This window comes from Rhizobium sp. BK512, from assembly GCF_014194915.1.
GTDB lineage: Bacteria > Pseudomonadota > Alphaproteobacteria > Rhizobiales > Rhizobiaceae > Rhizobium.
On the sequence record NZ_JACIAS010000009.1, the window covers coordinates 315,461 to 332,022 of the forward strand.

The window sequence follows — 16,562 nt, forward strand, 5'->3', positions numbered from 1 at the left end:
CGACTACATTAAATGTGCTTTTTCCGCCAGCATTTCGCGCCTGCGGGCGAGTGGACCGGGCAAGGGATTTGGCTTAGACTTTTTTCAACGGAATCAGTGTTTTCAAAGGGAGAGCGGCAAAATGTTCGGCTTCTTCAAACGAAAGAAACACAGTTCTTTCTCTCCCGAGGTCCAGTTACTTTGGTCTGAGGTAGAAAAGCTTCGGGTTCGGTTTCGAAGCAGGGGGACCTCGATCGAAAAAGCCATGGATTCCGTTTCTCAAGAGCTTTCCAGGCAGCTGTCTACTGAGGGCTCCTTTGCCACGGACTTGATCCTCAAGCGAGGATGGTCTGTCAGCGACGCGGCGCATATGATGATTGCCGAGCATGTTTCGGCTGCGCTCCTCAGCGAGCGGACACAGTCCGACCAACGGACTCCTGGCGACAAAGCCAAGGCGTACCTACAGCTATTCAAATGGTGCTCGGAAAGAATGATCAGTTCCGGACGATTGCCAGCCGAGCGAGCTCAGGCCGAAATTCAGGCATTTGAGGAGGAAATCGGCTATCGCGGCGCGGCCCACGCAGGCTGAAAAGTGAAGGTCGCGCGGGCCGACCACGGACCCTAGCAGAAGCCGTTGATCTTGAGGATCTTATGGGCCTCGATAATCGCCCTCAGACGATCCTCCGACGCCCGATCTCCCTGATTGGCATCAGGATGATGTATTTTGACCTGTTCCTTGTATTTTTTTCTAATTTCTGCAGGTTCCGCGTCGTCGGCAAGGCCGAGCGTTTCGAATGCCTTGGCTTCAAGTACCTTGAGTTTTCGCAGGCGAAGATCCGCTTTCTTCTCCTGCGATGTCGCGGCCTTTTTGCGCAAATTGATCGCTTTGGCCGTTCCGGAACGGACGGACGAGGGGAGAGGAACCTCCAATGCAGCGGTGGCACGGGTTCCCCAGGTGGGCAGCGCGCCGCGCGCCGCTTCGCGCTGATAGCGAGCAGTCACCGGGTCGGAAAGTTTCGTAATGTAGTTGTATCCCTTGGTATAGGCGCTCAAATGGGTGGAGCAGAACAGAAGATAGAGACCCTCTGCATCGGCTCCCACTGGCGCGCGATGCGGCCCATCCTTGTCGCAGCCGTCCCATTGGCATTTCGGACCAACGCTCTCACGCTGCTGGCCCACTTTCTTGCGCGTCGGTTTCAAACTGACGAAAATCTTCGGTACATGGCTCATCTCGGCATTTATGGCCCAACGAGCGTCTATGGCAAGACAGGTAAATCGCGGGCAAGATCTGCTCAAGCCCGGCGTGATGCGACCATTGGAACGGGCGAGGGAACGTCGAACGCATCGGCCTCGAAACCAATTCGAAGTGGTCGTCAACAACGCTTTCGTTGCGGGCAATACAACGCATTGTACGGCGGAAAGACTTCATCCGGACGCGCACGCTCTTTCAGCGATCGCCTGAAGCCCGCTTCAATGCGATGCCCGCCGCTCGCGTCATCAATCAAGGACAACCCGCTGGTCCACGACCGCTTCCTCACTGAAGCCGACATCGGCACCGGCGCGAACCAGGACCGATCGTTACAGACAGGAAAGCCAGCACTATGCGATGAGCGCGCGCGCCTCGAGCATCGTCGATCACTGAGCAGGGAATTCGAGCTTGCGAACATCATAGCCGAGGTCGGCGGCTTTGCGCACCATGCGACGAAGGTTCGCCTTTGAGGGAATAGTGCGCGAGTAGATCCAGAGATCGGTCATTGACGGGTTGGCGCTGATGAACCAGGCCTTGTCAGGCGACTTGTAGAGAACCCAATATTTGAATGTGATGAAGAACGGGTAGCGGACACGCATCTTCGCATTCGTTGTTCCAAAATCCTCGATCTTGCCGGTTCCGTGAATGGTCTTCAGGCGCCCCTGTGGCGTATGAACGTGACATCCGTCCTCAACGAGAACCTCGTCCGGCACCTGGCCCTTCCGGTAGGTCGAATAACCGGCAACGCAGCCATCGGTCAGCGACATCGGTGTCCGTCCGATCTCGAGCCAAGTTCCGGAATAGTGGTCCGGTCCAACGTTGACGACGGCCGGCGCGGTAGCAGCCTGCGTTGCAAAGCCGACGGTCAAGGCGAGCGTGGCGGCAAAAACGGCCGAAAAACTACAAGGTGATGACATGATGGCGTCCTTCCGATGCAACATATGCGTTAATGGTGATTGGGCTGGGTCATGATCCCTGCGTAGCGAACTGCGATCAACGCCATGAGGCTTGCGACCGCAAAGCTGTTGAGATTGAGAAGAATGGTCAGATCCGGATCGCTCCACACATGCAGCGGCTGACCGAGGCCATAGCGAGATAAAACGAAGGCCAGGAACACGAAGACGGCCATGCTGCGTTGCCACCATATTTCCTCGGCGCGAAATGAGAGAGCTGCCAGCATGATGCAAGGGGCCAGAAAAAGCTGCGTGCCGGAGCCGGTACCAAAAAGCTTTGTCTCAAAGAGCGTATCGAGCGTGGCGACCAGCGGCAGCGCGATCCGGGCGGCCAGAGGTGCAAGGTGGGCCATGAAGGCAATGATGATGAACAGCGGGGCGGCAAGCAGGGTGGCCAGCGCTGCCGTCGTGCCATTGCCGACCAGATACCAGACGTAGAGCGGATAGAAGGGTTTGTTTATCAAGATAACCCACACGATCGCCACAGTCGCCTGTGTCTGGGGGTCGAGATGGCGCCGCTCGTTTTTGGCCGTCATGCAAAATACTCGGTCGAAGCCGGGGACAGGAGATAGTGGCCGACCCCCCAGACATTGCCGTTCTCGTGACCGAATAGGCCCGCGGTCGCGAGGAAAAACAGTCGCCAGCGGCGCTGCCAGAGCGAAGCGTCCTTGCCATAGACCTCGCGCAAGATTGGCTGGATGCGATCGATTCTTTCATCAAAGGAGTTGAGCCAGTCGAGCGCCGTGCGGCGGTAATGCGAACCCGACCAGCGCCACTCCTTCTCCACCTTGAAGAGACTGGCGAACTTGTGGGGCAGGTCATGCGCCGGCATAATGCCGCCAGTAAAAAAATGAAGTGCAATCCAGTCGGCCGGATCGCCATGGTCGAAGCGATATGAGCGATCCTTGTGCGTAAAGACGTGCAGAAAAAGCTTCCCGTCCGACTTTAGCCAGGCTCGTACGCGCTCCAAAAGCACGCTCCAGTTGGACATGTGCTCGAACATTTCTACCGAGATGACGCGATCGAAACGCTCATCCGTGGCAAAATGGTTCATATCGGCAGTGATGACTGTGAGATTGGTGAAACCGTATCTAGCTGCGACATCCAGAATATAGGCGCGCTGTGACGCGGAGTTGGACACCGACGTGATCCGGGAGTTGGGGAATTGCTGGGCAAGGTAAAGCGAAAGCGAACCCCAGCCACAACCAAGTTCAAGAATGTTCATGCCGTCCTCGATCGCGGCGTGCTCCACCGTTTCGGAGAGGGCATAAGTCTCTGCTTCCTCGAGCGTCGCGGTCGACGTCGGATAGAGACAGCAGGAATATTTGCGCTGCGGCCCGAGCACCAAGGCGAAGAACTCCGGCGGCACTTCATAATGCTGGCGATTGGCTTCGTGGGGATGAGCCGCGACGGGAAAATGCATCATCGTGTCGACGAAAGCCTGTTCATCCGAAGCCGGGCTGGCAGCGAGCTTTCGCCTGGTGCGGCTGCAGAGGAAATCGATGCCGGCAAGCGTCATGCCATCGCTCAACGGCGTGCGCTCAACGGTATTTATGGCAAAAGCCAACATGTTCATGGCAGTTCTCCGTTTCGACGGGGTCCCGGAAAGAACGCGTTGACGCGCCTCTGAAGGATGCGGAACTTGTCTCCGCGCGTTCGCAGCATGTGGTCTTCGAGCGGCGGGATTCCCGAAACATGCACCAGGAGCCAGTACATCAGCGCCGGCGCCAGCAGCGAGGCAAATGTCGATACGGACGAGCTCAAGGATAGAAGTGGCCAGGCGCACCAGAAGAGCCATTCGAAGAAATAGTTGGGATGGCGCGAGTAGCGCCACAACCCGATTTCGCAAGTCTCGGTCTTGGCCGCAGGGGTCCGACGAAATTGGGCGAGCTGGCGATCGGCGATTGTCTCTCCGACCAACGCAACGACGGCGATAAGGATTGCCACGACATCCACCGCGCGCGCGAAGGGCGCGTCATTGGTTGCAGCCATATGGACGGCCAAGACAAGGATGAAGGCGGCGAGCGCCTGGATTTGTAGAAACAGAAACAGCCTCCAGGCGGCGGTCTCACCCCATTCCTGGATTAACCTGGCGTAGCGCGGATCTTCTTGGCCGCCACGGGTCCGCGCGCCGATATGACAGGCAAGCCTTGCCGCCCAGGCGCCTATCAGTGCCAGCACCGTCATGCGCCGCCAAAAATCTCCGTCGGCTATGAGCACGGCAGCAATGCCGCCAGACCCGACCGCAAGTGACCAGACCGTGTCGATCCAGCCGCTCAGGCCCGTGACGCGCTGCACGCCCCAGGCGGCGGCCATGGCAAGCGATAGGCAGACTGCGATGGTGAGGAAAACCTCCATGTCCGTCCTTCCACTATCGTTTAACTTCGCAGTCGTCATCTACGGTCTGCGCGGGTCAGCGGTTTTCGTCATTTCTGAAAAAATAATTTCGCCGATCACGAACCGAGCCGAGCGAGCTTTCGTACCTGCCTTGCGGAGCAGAAGGCGTCGACGAGAGGAATTGATGACATTTTATCAGCGGGTCCCGGGCGAACGGCGCCTGAACATCGCAATCGTGGGCAGCGGGATTTCCGGGCTTTCCGCCGCATGGCTACTTTCGCACCGCCACGAGGTCACTGTGTATGAGGCGGCCGATCGGATCGGCGGGCACAGCAATACGATGGAATTCGAAAGCGCGAGCGGGCCCGTCGTGGTTGATACCGGCTTCATTGTCTACAACGAACTGACATATCCTAACCTGACGGCACTCTTCCATATGCTGCAGGTGCCCACGGCCGCGTCCAACATGTCTTTTGCGGTCTCGATGGACAACGGCGCGTTCGAATATTCCGGGGGGACCGGGTTGGGGCTGCTTGCGCAACCGATCAACGCGGTTAGCCTGCGCTTCTGGTCAATGATGCGCGATCTTCTACGCTTTTACCGCAACGCGCCGCGCGATCTGGCGACGATGGACGGCATCTCGCTCGAGCAGTATCTCGACTTAAACGGCTATGGCCGCGCATTCCGCTATGATCACCTTTACCCGATGGCGTCCGCCATGTGGTCGACGCCGACCATGGATGTCGCGGCCTATCCCGCCGCCGGTTTCGTGAAATTCAGCTGTAACCACGGCCTGCTCAGATTGTGGAACCGACCGACCTGGCGCACGGTGGAAGGGGGAAGCCGTGAATATGTCAGTCGCATGAGCCAACGCTTCTCCGACAAGATCCGGATCTCGACACCGGTTACGGTCATTCGTCGCGAGGAGGGGCGGGTTATAGTTCATGATGGTTCCGGTCAGCAGCAGGCATTTGATGATGTGGTCGTGGCTACGCATGCCGATCAGGCGCTTCGCATGCTTGCCGATGCCAGCGATGAAGAGCGGCGCGTCCTCGGCGCTTTCCGTTATTCGCGCAACGAGGCTGTGCTTCATGGCGATACTGGGCTGATGCCGAAACGGCGCGCCGCCTGGTCGAGCTGGAACTATGTCGTCGACCGTCGAACGGACGGGTGCGACGAGGCGCAAAAGCCCTCGATTACCTATTGGATGAACAAGCTGCAGCCCCTCGGCACCGCGCCACCGACATTCGTCACCTTGAACCCGCAACGCGAGCCACGTCCGGATAGCATCCTTCGTCGCGAAGTCTGCGACCATCCCGTCTTCAACCTTGAAACCGAGCAGGCGCAACAGGAATTATGGTCGCTGCAGGGAAAGCGCAACACGTGGTTCTGCGGAGCCCATTTCGGCGCGGGCTTCCACGAGGACGGCCTTCAAGCGGGGCTGGCCGTGGCGGAAGAGCTCGGCGGATTGCGGCGACCCTGGCAGGTGGCGCAGGAAAGCGCGCGCATCGTGCGCAAGCCCCTGACCCGGCCGGCAGAGCGCCCCGTCGAGCTGGAGGTGCTGGCATGAGGACAAAAGCTTGGCCGGCCGTCCTCGGCCAGATGTTGACATTGCAGCGGACGTCAAAGACGCGGCGGCCCGTGAACATATCATGCGCGCTAACTCGCGACATCAGTGTCGGGACGTCGGCGATCCGGGTGGCGCGCGTCCGCAGCCTGTCCGGCCGCCGCCGCCTGCCGATCACGCGTGGCTCGTTCCTGCGCCCAACGCCCAACAAATCATGCTTGAGCGGGAGGACGGCAAGCCATGAGCCAGCCTGACGATTCCCTTGGCGTTCCACTCGCTCCTTCCGGCAACACAAAGAAGCTTGGCCCTGGCGGCCGTCTCGTAGCGCGGCTTATTTCGGAGATGAGTTTTGGCCGGCTGCGGATCGTGCTTCCGAATGGCACTGTCATCGAAAAAGTCGGACCTGAACAGGGGCCGGATGCGATGCTCATCATGCGGCGATGGCGGATGTTATATCATCTGCTCACGGCCGGCGATGTCGGCTTTGCGGCGGGTTACCTTGACGAGGACTGGACGACACCGGACCTGACCGCGTTGATCGGCCTGGCGGCGAGGAATAGCGACGCGCTTTCGCGCGCGATCAACGGCAACATCCTGATGCGGCTATTCAATCGGATCGGCCATCGGTTCAATGCCAACACGCGCAGGGGAAGTCGCCGCAATATCGAAGCGCATTACGATCTCGGCAACGACTTCTATCGGGAGTGGCTCGACAGCATGATGCTTTATTCCTCGGCGATTTTCGACGACACGACGCCCACACTGGAAGCCGCCCAGCAGATGCGGCTTTCGCGCATCCGCGAGAAACTTGCTCTTCGAGGTGGCGAACGCGTTCTCGAGATCGGCTGCGGGTGGGGCGCCCTTGCCGCTGATCTCGCCACGCATTCTAACGCGCAGGTGGTCGGTTTGACGCTCTCGCCCGCGCAACTTCGGTGGGCACAAGAGGTAGCCGTGGCGAGCGGCAGGGGCCAGCAAATCGATCTGCGGCTGCAGGACTACCGCGACACGGACGGACAGTTCGATCGCATCGTGTCGATTGAAATGTTCGAGGCAGTCGGGGAAGCATATTGGCCGAGCTACTTCGAGACCCTTCGTCGATGCCTGGCGCCGCAGGGCCGTGCGGTTCTGCAGATCATTTCCATTGAGGACAAGCGTTTCAGAAGCTATCGCAGCAGCATCGACTTTATCCAGAAATATATATTCCCAGGGGGATTCCTGCCGTCCGAGCCAGCGCTCGTCGCTGCGATCACCTCGTCCGGGCTCAAGCTACAAGAGGTAGACCACTTCGGGAAATCGTATGCAAGAACGCTGCGGGAGTGGCGCAAGCGGTTTCATGCCCGCTGGCCCGCCATCGCAACCCTTGGCTTCGATGAGCGCTTCAAGCGGTTGTGGCACTATTACCTCTGTTACTGCGAGGCAGGTTTCGAAGAGGGCAGTATCAATGTTGGGCTCTATACCATCAAGCATTCATAGGTCGCGCAACCAAGGAGAGCACAGATGACACCAATGATCCCGGCGGCCATGGCTGTCAACCTTTGTTTGTACGGCATGGCAAATGCCACCGATATCGAAGGTCGGTGGGCGCGAGGCGACGGGAATGCCAGCGTAAGGATCGCGCCGTGTGGCTCCGATCTCTGCGCAATCAACACGTGGATAAAGCCAGGGACTCCCAAGGAAAAACAGGGCGACAAGCTGGTCATGACCATCAAGAGGGGCACGAGCGGGGTCTATTCCGGCACAGCTTTTGATCCACAGCGTGACTTAACCTACAGCCTGACGGTAACGGTCGATGGAGACAAGATGGTCACGAAGGGATGCATCATTGCCGGCCTCCTGTGCAAGGGCGTGGAATGGGCGCGGATTAAGTGAGGATTGACGCTCATGCTCGCTTCGAAGCCGGTCGGGCAGGGCGGGATCGCACAGTTTGAGGTTAGGGTGTCGAAGGTTGGCAAACACCCGCCGCGCGATCCCGCTCCGACAACTTCAGAAACGCATAATTGTTCCTACCTACTGCCTAAGGCAGGCCAGGCGTCTCTTTGCGGACGTTAACCACGTAGAAACGTTGATTCATCGTGGCGCATTTTTTGCGGGAACTTTACCTCGCCGCCGGGCTTCATACGCGGGCCGTGCAGCCGGGGGACTGAAGCCCTGACCCCACTAAAGTCGGCTGTACGGTCCACCCTCGTATGATGATCCGGGCTAGTACGGGAACCCGCCAGGATATGCAATGCATAGCCTGATCCTCTCAAAGTCTCTCGCCCAGTTTCACGCGCGAAGTGGTCCCTGGCGCATCTCGCAAATGCTATCGGCCGCGCGGCCTGCTCTTGCCGCGAGCGCTTTGAAGCGCAGCCTGTCTAGGAGCTCAAGTTCCCCGATGAAGGTGGCCATCCCGCCGGCTGCCAGCTAGGTCGCGAACGACTTGTTGGGCCAACGGGCCGCCGTCTAAATCCGGAGAGAACGCTCCACATGTTCGGCACCGAACCGCTTCAGCATCGATCTCAGCTCGGCATTTTCCTGACGAAACTTGACGATCATCAGCCTCTTCAACCGGCGGTTCTCCTCCTCGAGCGCGTTAAGATCGTCCTCGCCGTTATCGTGGACAAAGCCTTCGAGGCGTCCCCCGACTACGCGCTCCGGGAAAGAGGCGCGATTGTCAGGCTTGGAAGAACGAACAGGCTTAATTGCTATTGGCGGATTGTCATGCGCCGCGGTCGTATCGATGGCCGGAAGCTCATGGTCCAGTCCTTGCGGGGCTAAATTATGCTCGGTCAGGATCGTTCCGGTCGGAACACAAGGCTCCATCGAGGACGTACTCGCTAAGCCGGGAACCACAGCATTGGCAATAGGTTCCGCGTCTGCCCCGTCGATATCAGGCAAGACGCCATCAGTTTCGATCTGCAGCGCAACGGCCCGCAGATCGAGGTTGCCCCAAATGGATGGAGATCGAACTTGGGCCTGCCGCCGATTCTTGTATTCGACGACGAAGTTGCGCTGTGTTGTTCTCATCGTTCCCCAGCTTCACATCAATTGATCGAGCGCAGTGCCCACTGCCTCGTTAGTGAAGTCATCTCAAACATGAAGCCTTGGCTAGTTCATACCTAGCCGCTTGCGCAGCGAGGTATTTTCGTCGCGAAGTTTTTCGGCGAGCAACTTCCGCAGCCTGCGATTTTCTTCCTCGAGCTGGGCAAATTCAGCGAGTTCGTCGTCCAACGTGGCAGTGTTCGCGGACGCTCCGGGAGGCGCTACAGCAAGGGCTTTCTTCCACGTGTAGTAGGTCTGGTCGGATATCGCCACGGCCTTCACGGCATCCTTCAATGTTTCGCCACCGGCAATGGCAGCTTCAACTTGATTGATTTTCCCGCGCTTCTCGTCATCACTCAATCCGCGCGCCTTGGGCTTTGCCGTCTTTTGAATGGTCGAGTCAGCCTTTGCCGCCGTTGGTTTCTTAGACCTCGACCGCTTGCCGCGAGCGGACTCCGCTTCAGTCTTTGTTGTGATGTTATCAGACGGTGCAAGGAGTTCTTCGTCGGCCATCGATGATCCTCATGTTGTTCCACGCGTTTTCGACCAGGTCGGGGCTGGAGTCAACGTCGCGGCATCGAAAACCCCAATGAGCCCGCCTCCACCGAAGGAGTGCGGCAGACAGATTGCCAGCGGCCTGAACTTCTTGTGGTCGATCGGAGCTTCGAAATTGGACGTCAATTGCACTGTTGGGAAGACCGGCCAGGTTGAGGTCGCTCCAGTTCATGATGCACGACCGTTAGAGCGGTAATTCCGGCCTCATTGGCAGCAAGCAAGAAGATTTCACGAAATTGATCTGGGGAAATTTCTCCGGTAATCGCGTCGACGCAGGCTTTCACGGCAGCGACATACTCCTCGCCGTCATCAGACGGCCAATCTTTCATGAGGAGATGGGCTGCATCCCCCAGCGTCCGCACAACCCTTCGCGTTGCTGTACCGTGCCGCACAATGCCGATCGGCGTAAATGTCGATGACGTATCCCAGGACATGGCCCTCAACCCAAAGGCATTAAATTCCGTGCAACATACGCGCGAATTATTTAATTTAAAATTGAATATTTCTGCAGAACCAACCTTCGTTGAAGCTGTGCGTCACAAAAGCAAGGGCGCTCAACGACCATGCGTCGGAGCGCCCTAAGCTGCGATCAACCGTTGTTGCGACGTGGACGAAGGCAGCGATAACGAGATGCGAGGATTCGTAGTTGAATGCAACCGGAGGCGTTCAATCTGGTATCGGGCGACTGCGCATATCACCGCTATCCGAAAAGGTATTGTGGCGGATCAAATTGAGCGCGCTCGACGCGCTCGGGTATTTCTACCCTTTTACCTCGCCTGGCTTGTTAATTGTTTGTGAACGACAATCCATGCGGGCAGAACGCCCTGAGAGGCATCATGACGATCCCGTTGGTTTCAGGAATCTATCGCAGTACGTCATGACAAGTATTTTGACTAAAGCTGTTATGGCATTACGCGAGGTGACAAGATAACGGTCGTCCTTCAGGAAGGCCTCGATCAGGTTGATAGCGTCGTCAGGTAATCTTCAGCCAGCGGCAGCTGTAAATGCCGATCGACGGACGACGACCATTGGGCGACATCCTTCCGACGGTAGATCTTACCGGACCGCAGGTGCTTTTTTAGTTCCTGTAACTTCGTCCTGTGATAGCTCCGGAACTCACAAGTGGCTGGTTCCATAATACATATTATGCGATCCACCACTTATAGTTGTGGTTTTCAAGACTTCTCGCCCGCGCGGCGAATTTTATTTAGCTCAGCAGAAGCGTTTGCCGACCCTGAAGCTTAAGCAGATCAGTCGCTTTTCGGTCGAATGACACGAAGGTCTCCCCGCCAAGCCACGCTCCTTCATGAGCGATGACGCCATCGGCGAAATCGCCGCCGGCTTCAAGGACAGCCAGACCCGCTTCGACGGCAGGCCTGTCCATCGACACCTTCGCCGTGACCAGAAGATCGCGAATTGTCTGAGCGATATCGTCTTTGGACAGCTTCGCGCCGCGCCGCAAGATCCAGACCAGCTCGCAAAGACTTGGCAATGAAACAGAGATTAGTGTGGCTTCCTCAAGAAGCTTTGCAGCTGCCTTGCCTTGCTGCGGATCGTCCTGCAGAACCGCCCGCGCCAGGACATTTGTATCGGCCGCGATTTTCACGCGTCGTCGCTCCAGCCCTCAGCAGCTATCTCGTTCATTTCCTCGATGGTCAGCGCCTTTGTGGACTTGCCGGCGTGCCGTCCGATAAAACTGCCGATCGTGCCGGTCGCCCGGACAGCGCGGATTCGTAACTCGCCGCCAGGCAGCTTTTCGAATTCTATCCGTTCTCCGGGTTTCACACCAAGATGGGCAAGGAGGTCGCGCTTAAGGGTAACCTGGCCTTTCATGGAGAGAGCAACTGAAGGCATGAAAGTTCTCCGCACTGCTTTTGCGATAAAGTAATGTAAATTTTTCTTACTTTCAAGCGATGAATGGAAATGTCGCGCCAGTAAAGCTGGGAATCATGGCATGGTTCCAATCTCTCCATGCTGGGGCGACGGGCGTTGGCAGGCAGCCACGTTGACGGCTTGCCGCTTACTCGGCGTTTGTCGTCGATAGCAGCGCGCGAGCGCCCCTGATGAGGTCGAGCGCCCGAGGTGTTTTCAGCAAGATGCTGAGCACTGCGGATCTTCGATCAAGAGGTCATCAAGCGAAAGAGTTGGTGCTGCCCTTGTAACTTTCCTTTATCCGCTATCGGCGCTGTAATGCCTGTGGCGGTGGTGGATGGAAGACCGATGCACCTTTGGGACACCAAGCCCGTGGGAAAGCTCGGGTCTCCATCCGCCGTTCCATTGAACCCGAACAGTCGCCAGGGCCGCTTGCGAAAGCAAAGCCCGCTTAGGCAAGGATGGGATCAGATGGAGACGATCGTTGGCATCGATGTTTCGAAGAACCGGCTCGACGTGGCAGTCCTGCCGCAGGGCGAGGCCTTTGCTGTCGGCAATGATCATGCCGGCATCGATGAACTGATCGGCCGGCTGAAGACCATCGGTGCCGATGCGATCGCCCTTGAGGCTACAGGCGGCTTCGAGACGTTGGCGGTGGCCGGGCTGTCATCGGCGGGGTCGACGGTGCTGGTCGTCAATCCGGCGCAGGTGCGCGCCTATGCCCATGCCATCGGCCGCAGCGCCGAGACCGACCCGATCGATGCCGCCGTCATCGCCGCCTTCGTGCCGGCGACGAAGCCCGAGATTGACGGTGGCGATCTGCTGTACGGAGGCAAGCAGCAGTGCGCCAAGCACCGGTCCGGCCCAACTCCTTGTGCCGCCGATCATGCTTGCTCAATTTCACCGAATTTCTCAGCAACGAGAATGGATTCCAAGCTCACTTTATGTAGCTCTATTGATGTATTTCGTGCCCTTGATATTGTTTTCCACGGAAGTGGGGGGAGCAGCATGCTGCGGAATAGAAAAGCCGCACTCGTGATTTGGCTTCGGCCCGTTTATATTAATTTTGGTGGCGGCACGCTTGAGGCGATTGACGGACCGGCGGAAGCGCTTGAATATATGTCTGAGAGGTGGCCTGTCGAGAGTGGCCAGTATTTCAAGCTCGCGAAGCTTGGATGCGTGGGTGCCCTTGAAGGATATCAACCCGCGGCAAGGGCTCGCCAGACATTCGTCGAGGCCGCTCGCGAGGCAGGCGTCCTGTTCCTAGCCTAAGACTATTATAGTATCCGGGATACGTACATTGAAAAATCGACGGGCCCTGCCCTTCCTCCCACAATAGGTGAAGCGCTTAGAGTTGGCGGAACCTGCTCGCACCTGGCCCGTCTCGCGTCCGGCAGCAGATCGCTTCTCATCTATTTAATTTCCTGTGCGTGTGGCGGAAGGGTTAAGCCCGGTGGGCGACTGGCCTGGGTGAACTCGTCCGTATCATATTCCCGCCCCGGCTCCGCTTTGGACCAGTCGACGCCACACCCAACAGTCGCTGGTGCGCGGGGCCGGTGCCCCCCGGGGGGACTGAAGACGGTGGGGAGCGCTGTCAAAAAAGCGCGCGGATGACCGCACTCCCCTTTTGCTCTCGGGGCGAGAGCAAAACCATCGTAGCCTTGCGGCTCCTGCTCGCCGGGCGCAAATGGCCACAGCGCCGGAAGGCACTGCATCTGTGGGCGGTGTTGTGGATCATAGTGTCGATCTTCATTTGCTATGAAGTGTCCGTATCGCCCGCGTTATGATGGGGCGGTTGGGTCTTAACGATTTCTGAACTTTTTCTGGCATTTGCTGCGCCGCAAGGTTTATGCGCAATTTGCAACCTGATAACTGAGGTCGCTGGTCGCCTCGGGGACCGGCAGGTATGCCAGACCGTCCAGCATTGCCGCGAACGTTAGCGCCACGCCCAGCGCCTGCCATTGCGGCTTGTTGCGCTCGGCAAGGTTCGTCGACAGCGCGGCGATGGAGGCCCGAGTTTCGTTCGCAAGCGACGTGACGACTAGGTCAATGTTCTTGAGGCCGGATCGAACCTCAGTCTCGAGATCCGTCTGCCGGCGCCCGAGATTGGTGACCCGCTCGCCGAGCTGGGCGGTGATGGCATCGGTATTGACCCGATGGCGTCATTGTTGTTGCTCATGTCGTCTGACATCCTTTTCCTTGCCCTGCCCTTTCAATGCATTTCGACCGGACGCGCGTGCATGCGGATAGTGGAAAAACCGCCCAATCGGACGGCCGGGAACTCTTGCTTAAAATGCTAGTTGAAGCGCTGGATCGCATGGTGAAACTGTCTCCAACAGTGCCCTCCCTCGCCGCGCGGTCCACTTTCCTGTTGTGACCCCTAACTCGCCCGCTTCGGCGGGCTTCTTTTTCCCCTCATATCGGCGACTGGATCGCATGCCGAGGACCGTGCTGTTCTCCTGTCAAACAGGAGGCAAAGCCATGAACTGGATCAATTTGGTTGTGCAGCTCGATCGCCGGCACTGGCTGGTAATCTTCATCCATCCGAATGGCGTCCACACCGTGATGGACAGCCACAACTTCATGGATTTTATAGCCAACGAGGCGAACATCACCGATGACTGAAACCCATCGATTGACGACGATGGGGCGGCTAGTTGCACCGAGTGCCTTCATTGTCTTGCTATTTCCGAAATGTTATCCCGGGCGACTTGTTCATGGAAAAGCGAGATGAATGACAAGACAGAGGAAGAAGTATTCGACGGCCTAGCCGAAGAGTTGGAAGCAGAAAAAGCCATTAAGAACCGGTGGGCGCGCGTCGTGCTCGCGATGTTAGCAATTTATTCCATTTTGGTTTTAATCGCTTACTTCTTTCTCGCGAAAAATGCGGCTGTCAGCTGCGCGTTCGTCGACAGCAAAATACTGATGCAGTTTTGGCCACCAAACACGACAATCATGAACGCTCTGAATGTCAGCCGCTATTCCCAAGCAGATCGATGCTTATTTGTTGCAACGCGATCCTTCGCAAGCATGACAATGCTACCCGCTGTGTTAGGTCTGTTTATTTCGCAACTGTTCTCATCCGACAGGTCCTACATCAAAGGATACGGAGCTTTTTTTATCCTCCTAGTGCTCGGCTTCTTCGTGACAGGATTTATTGGTCCCAGCGATACCAACTCACGCTATGGGATGAACTTCACCTCCTCGATAGGTCGGAACATCTGGGTGAGCATGATCCACATCTTCGGCTGTTATGGCGCCGCGTTTATGGCTGCTTTCCAAATTCCGGCCAGCATTAGGTCATTCTTTCGCTAGCGCCGGCGGTTAAGTCCCATCGAATGATGAGGGGAGGACCGATAGCCGCACGACCTTTGACTAGAGACGAGATCCGTTCGGGGCAGTCACGCTCAAATCACGCGCGTACACTCCGAGACGCGTTCCCCAACCGCGTACGACAATGCGGTTGCCCGGTGAAATGGTTGATCTGATGCTCTCAGGAACATTGCACACCCGAGCGACAAGAAAAGGCATGTCTTCCAAGTGCACAGGAGCGCGGCAGATCCCTCCACCGTGATCGGTTGCTTTCTGTACAGTAAAAGGAAGCGCAACTTCATGGCCTGCGAATATTGAGAGCAGCATCGGCCAAATCAACAGCATATTGCCTCCCACAACGTAACCGACAAACGGACTGGCTATCGTAAAGACGACTCGCTTCAGTTTGCTCACCCCAAGCCGTCCGCCGCCTTTCCAAAAAACCCAAACAAAAAGCGCCGCAGAGAGGGAGCCGGCGATGGTCCGGAGAAGATTTGTCTCTGCCAACCAATCGGCAGACGGAACGAAATTGAAAAACCCCGCCATAATGAACGACAAAACGCAGATTAGAAACCAGGAACAAATAAAAATAGCTAAGGGCAGGGGACCAGCAATTTCCGTGCCTTGATAGAAACGTGCACAGGCGCCTCGCAGAATCGATCGGCCAATTATCTTATCTAGTTCATAGCCCGTCCCCGGTTTACGAAGCAAATGGTGATGGGCGGCGGGTTACTGCCGCTGATGACAACCGACTAGGCTCGGTATACCTTGCGCTAATTTTCTAGCGGATGTGATGAATCGCTGTACCCGTAGTTGCGCGAAACCAGGGGGCCGTCCATGAACAATGACAAATCTCCGAGTAACTTCAAGCAAACGGTTGTATTGGTAGTAGCCGCGTTTGCGAGCGTTATTGGTTTGATGTTGTTCCTTGGTTTCGGACTGTTGGCTCTCGTTGCATGGAGCGATTTATTCCGATCGAGGCTGTTCGGAGGCACCGGGCCAGCAATGTGATGATGCGCAGTACATGATGACTTACCCAGCGCTGCATTCGGCTGCGGGTCTAGTCTTCGTTCTTCTCGCAGGATGGAACACACTGAGGCTTTTTCACCGGCTGCAACAAGTGGCGGACGCCCGATGATGATGTGGCGGTGGTGTGGTCGGCTAGCCTTCTCATTGCAACGCGCTTGAGAGATTGTACATTGCCGCGAGAGCACATTGGGGGCGATATTGAGTCATTGGAAGTTACGGTTTACCGGGGTTTTGATTGCAACCTCTATTGGACACGCTGCGCAGGCTCAGTTGGACAAAGAACAATTGGATGCTGCCGAGCTGTTTAGCGCGTTGATCGCTTATGCCAAGCCCTGCGGGTACCGACTTAGCCAGGCAGGTTTAGACCGACTCTACAAAGAGGCGCGGCTGACGACCGCAGAAGCGAAAAAGTTGGTTGAGGAAGGGGTTCGGGACAAAGAGAGGCAATCGTTTAACCGGGATATATGTCCCCATTTGGAGATAGGTGCTGAAGTGAACCATGTCCTTGTCGGAAAAGGTCCGCTCCAGAAGTCAGATGAGGCACCCAAAGCTCATTCCAAGTAACTCATCTGATGATAGGGCGGTGGGCCATCTGAACCGCGCCGGCTTTACCGGAGACCGTTTGGTTTAAGTTATGCGGCCAATGCTGGTGCGTCCAGCATGGCATAGTATCGTTCTTCAGCCTCGG

General features: G+C 57.1%; 19 protein-coding genes. 9 read left to right on the plus strand and 10 right to left on the minus strand.

Annotated elements, in window-relative coordinates:
• Positions 1-121: 121 nt before the first annotated feature.
• Positions 122-568, plus strand: coding sequence for a hypothetical protein (locus FHX06_RS29010; protein WP_112971330.1), 447 nt, complete (start codon positions 122-124; stop codon positions 566-568).
• A 32-nt stretch (positions 569-600) separates the two neighbouring features.
• On the opposite strand, the gene FHX06_RS29015 is transcribed toward FHX06_RS29010, so the two are convergent.
• The 5 genes from FHX06_RS29015 to FHX06_RS29035 all read right to left on the minus strand — a co-directional run bounded on the left by FHX06_RS29015 (position 601) and on the right by FHX06_RS29035 (position 4,539).
• Positions 601-1,209, minus strand: a complete 609-nt coding sequence (locus FHX06_RS29015) for a J domain-containing protein (RefSeq protein WP_112971329.1) — start codon at positions 1,207-1,209, stop codon at positions 601-603.
• A 405-nt stretch (positions 1,210-1,614) separates the two neighbouring features.
• Positions 1,615-2,145: a lipocalin family protein gene (locus FHX06_RS29020; RefSeq protein ID WP_183881739.1), complete on the minus strand. Its 531-nt coding sequence runs from the start codon at positions 2,143-2,145 to the stop codon at positions 1,615-1,617.
• Positions 2,146-2,174: 29 nt separating this feature from the next.
• Positions 2,175-2,717, minus strand: coding sequence for a hypothetical protein (locus FHX06_RS29025; RefSeq protein WP_113116006.1), 543 nt, complete (start codon positions 2,715-2,717; stop codon positions 2,175-2,177).
• Positions 2,714-3,757, minus strand: coding sequence for an SAM-dependent methyltransferase (locus tag FHX06_RS29030; protein ID WP_183881741.1), 1,044 nt, complete (start codon positions 3,755-3,757; stop codon positions 2,714-2,716). The genes FHX06_RS29025 and FHX06_RS29030 overlap by 4 nt, the downstream gene beginning before the upstream one ends.
• Positions 3,754-4,539 (minus strand): DUF1295 domain-containing protein, encoded by a 786-nt coding sequence (locus tag FHX06_RS29035; RefSeq protein ID WP_113116008.1) that lies wholly within the window; start codon positions 4,537-4,539, stop codon positions 3,754-3,756. The genes FHX06_RS29030 and FHX06_RS29035 overlap by 4 nt, the downstream gene beginning before the upstream one ends.
• Positions 4,540-4,702: 163 nt before the next feature.
• On the opposite strand from FHX06_RS29035, the gene FHX06_RS29040 reads away from it, so the two are divergent.
• The 3 genes from FHX06_RS29040 (at position 4,703) to FHX06_RS29050 (ending at position 7,954) form a co-directional block, all read left to right on the plus strand.
• Entirely contained in the window at positions 4,703-6,088 is a 1,386-nt protein-coding gene (locus FHX06_RS29040; protein WP_183881743.1) for an NAD(P)/FAD-dependent oxidoreductase, read from the plus strand.
• Positions 6,089-6,325: 237 nt separating this feature from the next.
• Positions 6,326-7,558 carry an SAM-dependent methyltransferase gene (locus tag FHX06_RS29045; RefSeq protein ID WP_112971324.1) on the plus strand — a complete coding sequence of 411 codons (1,233 nt, stop codon included), beginning with the start codon at positions 6,326-6,328 and terminating at the stop codon, positions 7,556-7,558.
• Between the two features lie 24 nt (positions 7,559-7,582).
• Positions 7,583-7,954 carry a DUF2147 domain-containing protein gene (locus tag FHX06_RS29050; protein WP_112971323.1) on the plus strand — a complete coding sequence of 124 codons (372 nt, stop codon included), beginning with the start codon at positions 7,583-7,585 and terminating at the stop codon, positions 7,952-7,954.
• Between the two features lie 573 nt (positions 7,955-8,527).
• Here FHX06_RS29050 and FHX06_RS29055 read toward each other — a convergent pair.
• From FHX06_RS29055 to FHX06_RS29075, 5 genes are all read right to left on the minus strand, one after another.
• The gene (locus FHX06_RS29055; RefSeq protein ID WP_162728622.1) at positions 8,528-8,962 is read right to left on the minus strand and encodes a hypothetical protein; all 435 of its coding nucleotides are present in this window, start codon (positions 8,960-8,962) and stop codon (positions 8,528-8,530) included.
• Positions 8,963-9,172: 210 nt separating this feature from the next.
• Positions 9,173-9,619, minus strand: coding sequence for a transposase (locus tag FHX06_RS29060; protein ID WP_112971321.1), 447 nt, complete (start codon positions 9,617-9,619; stop codon positions 9,173-9,175).
• Positions 9,620-9,783: 164 nt separating this feature from the next.
• A complete protein-coding gene (locus tag FHX06_RS29065; protein ID WP_112971320.1) occupies positions 9,784-10,095 on the minus strand; it encodes a DUF982 domain-containing protein in 312 nt (103 codons plus the stop codon).
• Between the two features lie 773 nt (positions 10,096-10,868).
• Positions 10,869-11,267, minus strand: coding sequence for a type II toxin-antitoxin system VapC family toxin (locus FHX06_RS29070; protein WP_183881744.1), 399 nt, complete (start codon positions 11,265-11,267; stop codon positions 10,869-10,871).
• Positions 11,264-11,515, minus strand: a complete 252-nt coding sequence (locus tag FHX06_RS29075; protein ID WP_112543314.1) for an AbrB/MazE/SpoVT family DNA-binding domain-containing protein — start codon at positions 11,513-11,515, stop codon at positions 11,264-11,266. The genes FHX06_RS29070 and FHX06_RS29075 overlap by 4 nt, the downstream gene beginning before the upstream one ends.
• Positions 11,516-12,004: 489 nt before the next feature.
• On the opposite strand from FHX06_RS29075, the gene FHX06_RS35755 reads away from it, so the two are divergent.
• From FHX06_RS35755 to FHX06_RS29100, 5 genes are all read left to right on the plus strand, one after another.
• Entirely contained in the window at positions 12,005-12,805 is an 801-nt protein-coding gene (locus tag FHX06_RS35755) for a transposase (protein ID WP_183881746.1), read from the plus strand.
• Positions 12,806-14,014: 1,209 nt separating this feature from the next.
• Positions 14,015-14,158, plus strand: a complete 144-nt coding sequence (locus FHX06_RS29085) for a hypothetical protein (RefSeq protein WP_162738570.1) — start codon at positions 14,015-14,017, stop codon at positions 14,156-14,158.
• A 105-nt stretch (positions 14,159-14,263) separates the two neighbouring features.
• On the plus strand, positions 14,264-14,848 hold the full coding sequence (locus FHX06_RS29090; RefSeq protein WP_183881749.1) for a hypothetical protein: 585 nt from the start codon (positions 14,264-14,266) through the stop codon (positions 14,846-14,848).
• 834 nt (positions 14,849-15,682) lie between these two features.
• Complete coding sequence (locus FHX06_RS29095) at positions 15,683-15,856, plus strand: hypothetical protein (RefSeq protein ID WP_183881751.1); 174 nt, start codon at positions 15,683-15,685, stop codon at positions 15,854-15,856.
• A gap of 216 nt (positions 15,857-16,072) precedes the next feature.
• On the plus strand, positions 16,073-16,438 hold the full coding sequence (locus FHX06_RS29100; protein ID WP_162738572.1) for a hypothetical protein: 366 nt from the start codon (positions 16,073-16,075) through the stop codon (positions 16,436-16,438).
• Positions 16,439-16,562 lie beyond the last annotated feature (124 nt).

Coding starts and splice junctions, on each gene's coding strand:
- FHX06_RS29025 (WP_113116006.1), bottom strand. CDS start 2,717: ATGACGGCCAAAAACGAGCGGCGCCATCTCGACCCCCAGACACAGGCG.
- FHX06_RS29060 (WP_112971321.1), bottom strand. CDS start 9,619: ATGGCCGACGAAGAACTCCTTGCACCGTCTGATAACATCACAACAAAG.
- FHX06_RS35755 (WP_183881746.1), top strand. CDS start 12,005: ATGGAGACGATCGTTGGCATCGATGTTTCGAAGAACCGGCTCGACGTG.
- FHX06_RS29040 (WP_183881743.1), top strand. CDS start 4,703: ATGACATTTTATCAGCGGGTCCCGGGCGAACGGCGCCTGAACATCGCA.
- FHX06_RS29065 (WP_112971320.1), bottom strand. CDS start 10,095: ATGTCCTGGGATACGTCATCGACATTTACGCCGATCGGCATTGTGCGG.
- FHX06_RS29090 (WP_183881749.1), top strand. CDS start 14,264: ATGAATGACAAGACAGAGGAAGAAGTATTCGACGGCCTAGCCGAAGAG.
- FHX06_RS29050 (WP_112971323.1), top strand. CDS start 7,583: ATGACACCAATGATCCCGGCGGCCATGGCTGTCAACCTTTGTTTGTAC.
- FHX06_RS29075 (WP_112543314.1), bottom strand. CDS start 11,515: ATGCCTTCAGTTGCTCTCTCCATGAAAGGCCAGGTTACCCTTAAGCGC.
- FHX06_RS29035 (WP_113116008.1), bottom strand. CDS start 4,539: ATGGAGGTTTTCCTCACCATCGCAGTCTGCCTATCGCTTGCCATGGCC.
- FHX06_RS29010 (WP_112971330.1), top strand. CDS start 122: ATGTTCGGCTTCTTCAAACGAAAGAAACACAGTTCTTTCTCTCCCGAG.
- FHX06_RS29030 (WP_183881741.1), bottom strand. CDS start 3,757: ATGAACATGTTGGCTTTTGCCATAAATACCGTTGAGCGCACGCCGTTG.
- FHX06_RS29045 (WP_112971324.1), top strand. CDS start 6,326: ATGAGCCAGCCTGACGATTCCCTTGGCGTTCCACTCGCTCCTTCCGGC.
- FHX06_RS29020 (WP_183881739.1), bottom strand. CDS start 2,145: ATGTCATCACCTTGTAGTTTTTCGGCCGTTTTTGCCGCCACGCTCGCC.
- FHX06_RS29015 (WP_112971329.1), bottom strand. CDS start 1,209: ATGAGCCATGTACCGAAGATTTTCGTCAGTTTGAAACCGACGCGCAAG.
- FHX06_RS29095 (WP_183881751.1), top strand. CDS start 15,683: ATGAACAATGACAAATCTCCGAGTAACTTCAAGCAAACGGTTGTATTG.
- FHX06_RS29085 (WP_162738570.1), top strand. CDS start 14,015: ATGAACTGGATCAATTTGGTTGTGCAGCTCGATCGCCGGCACTGGCTG.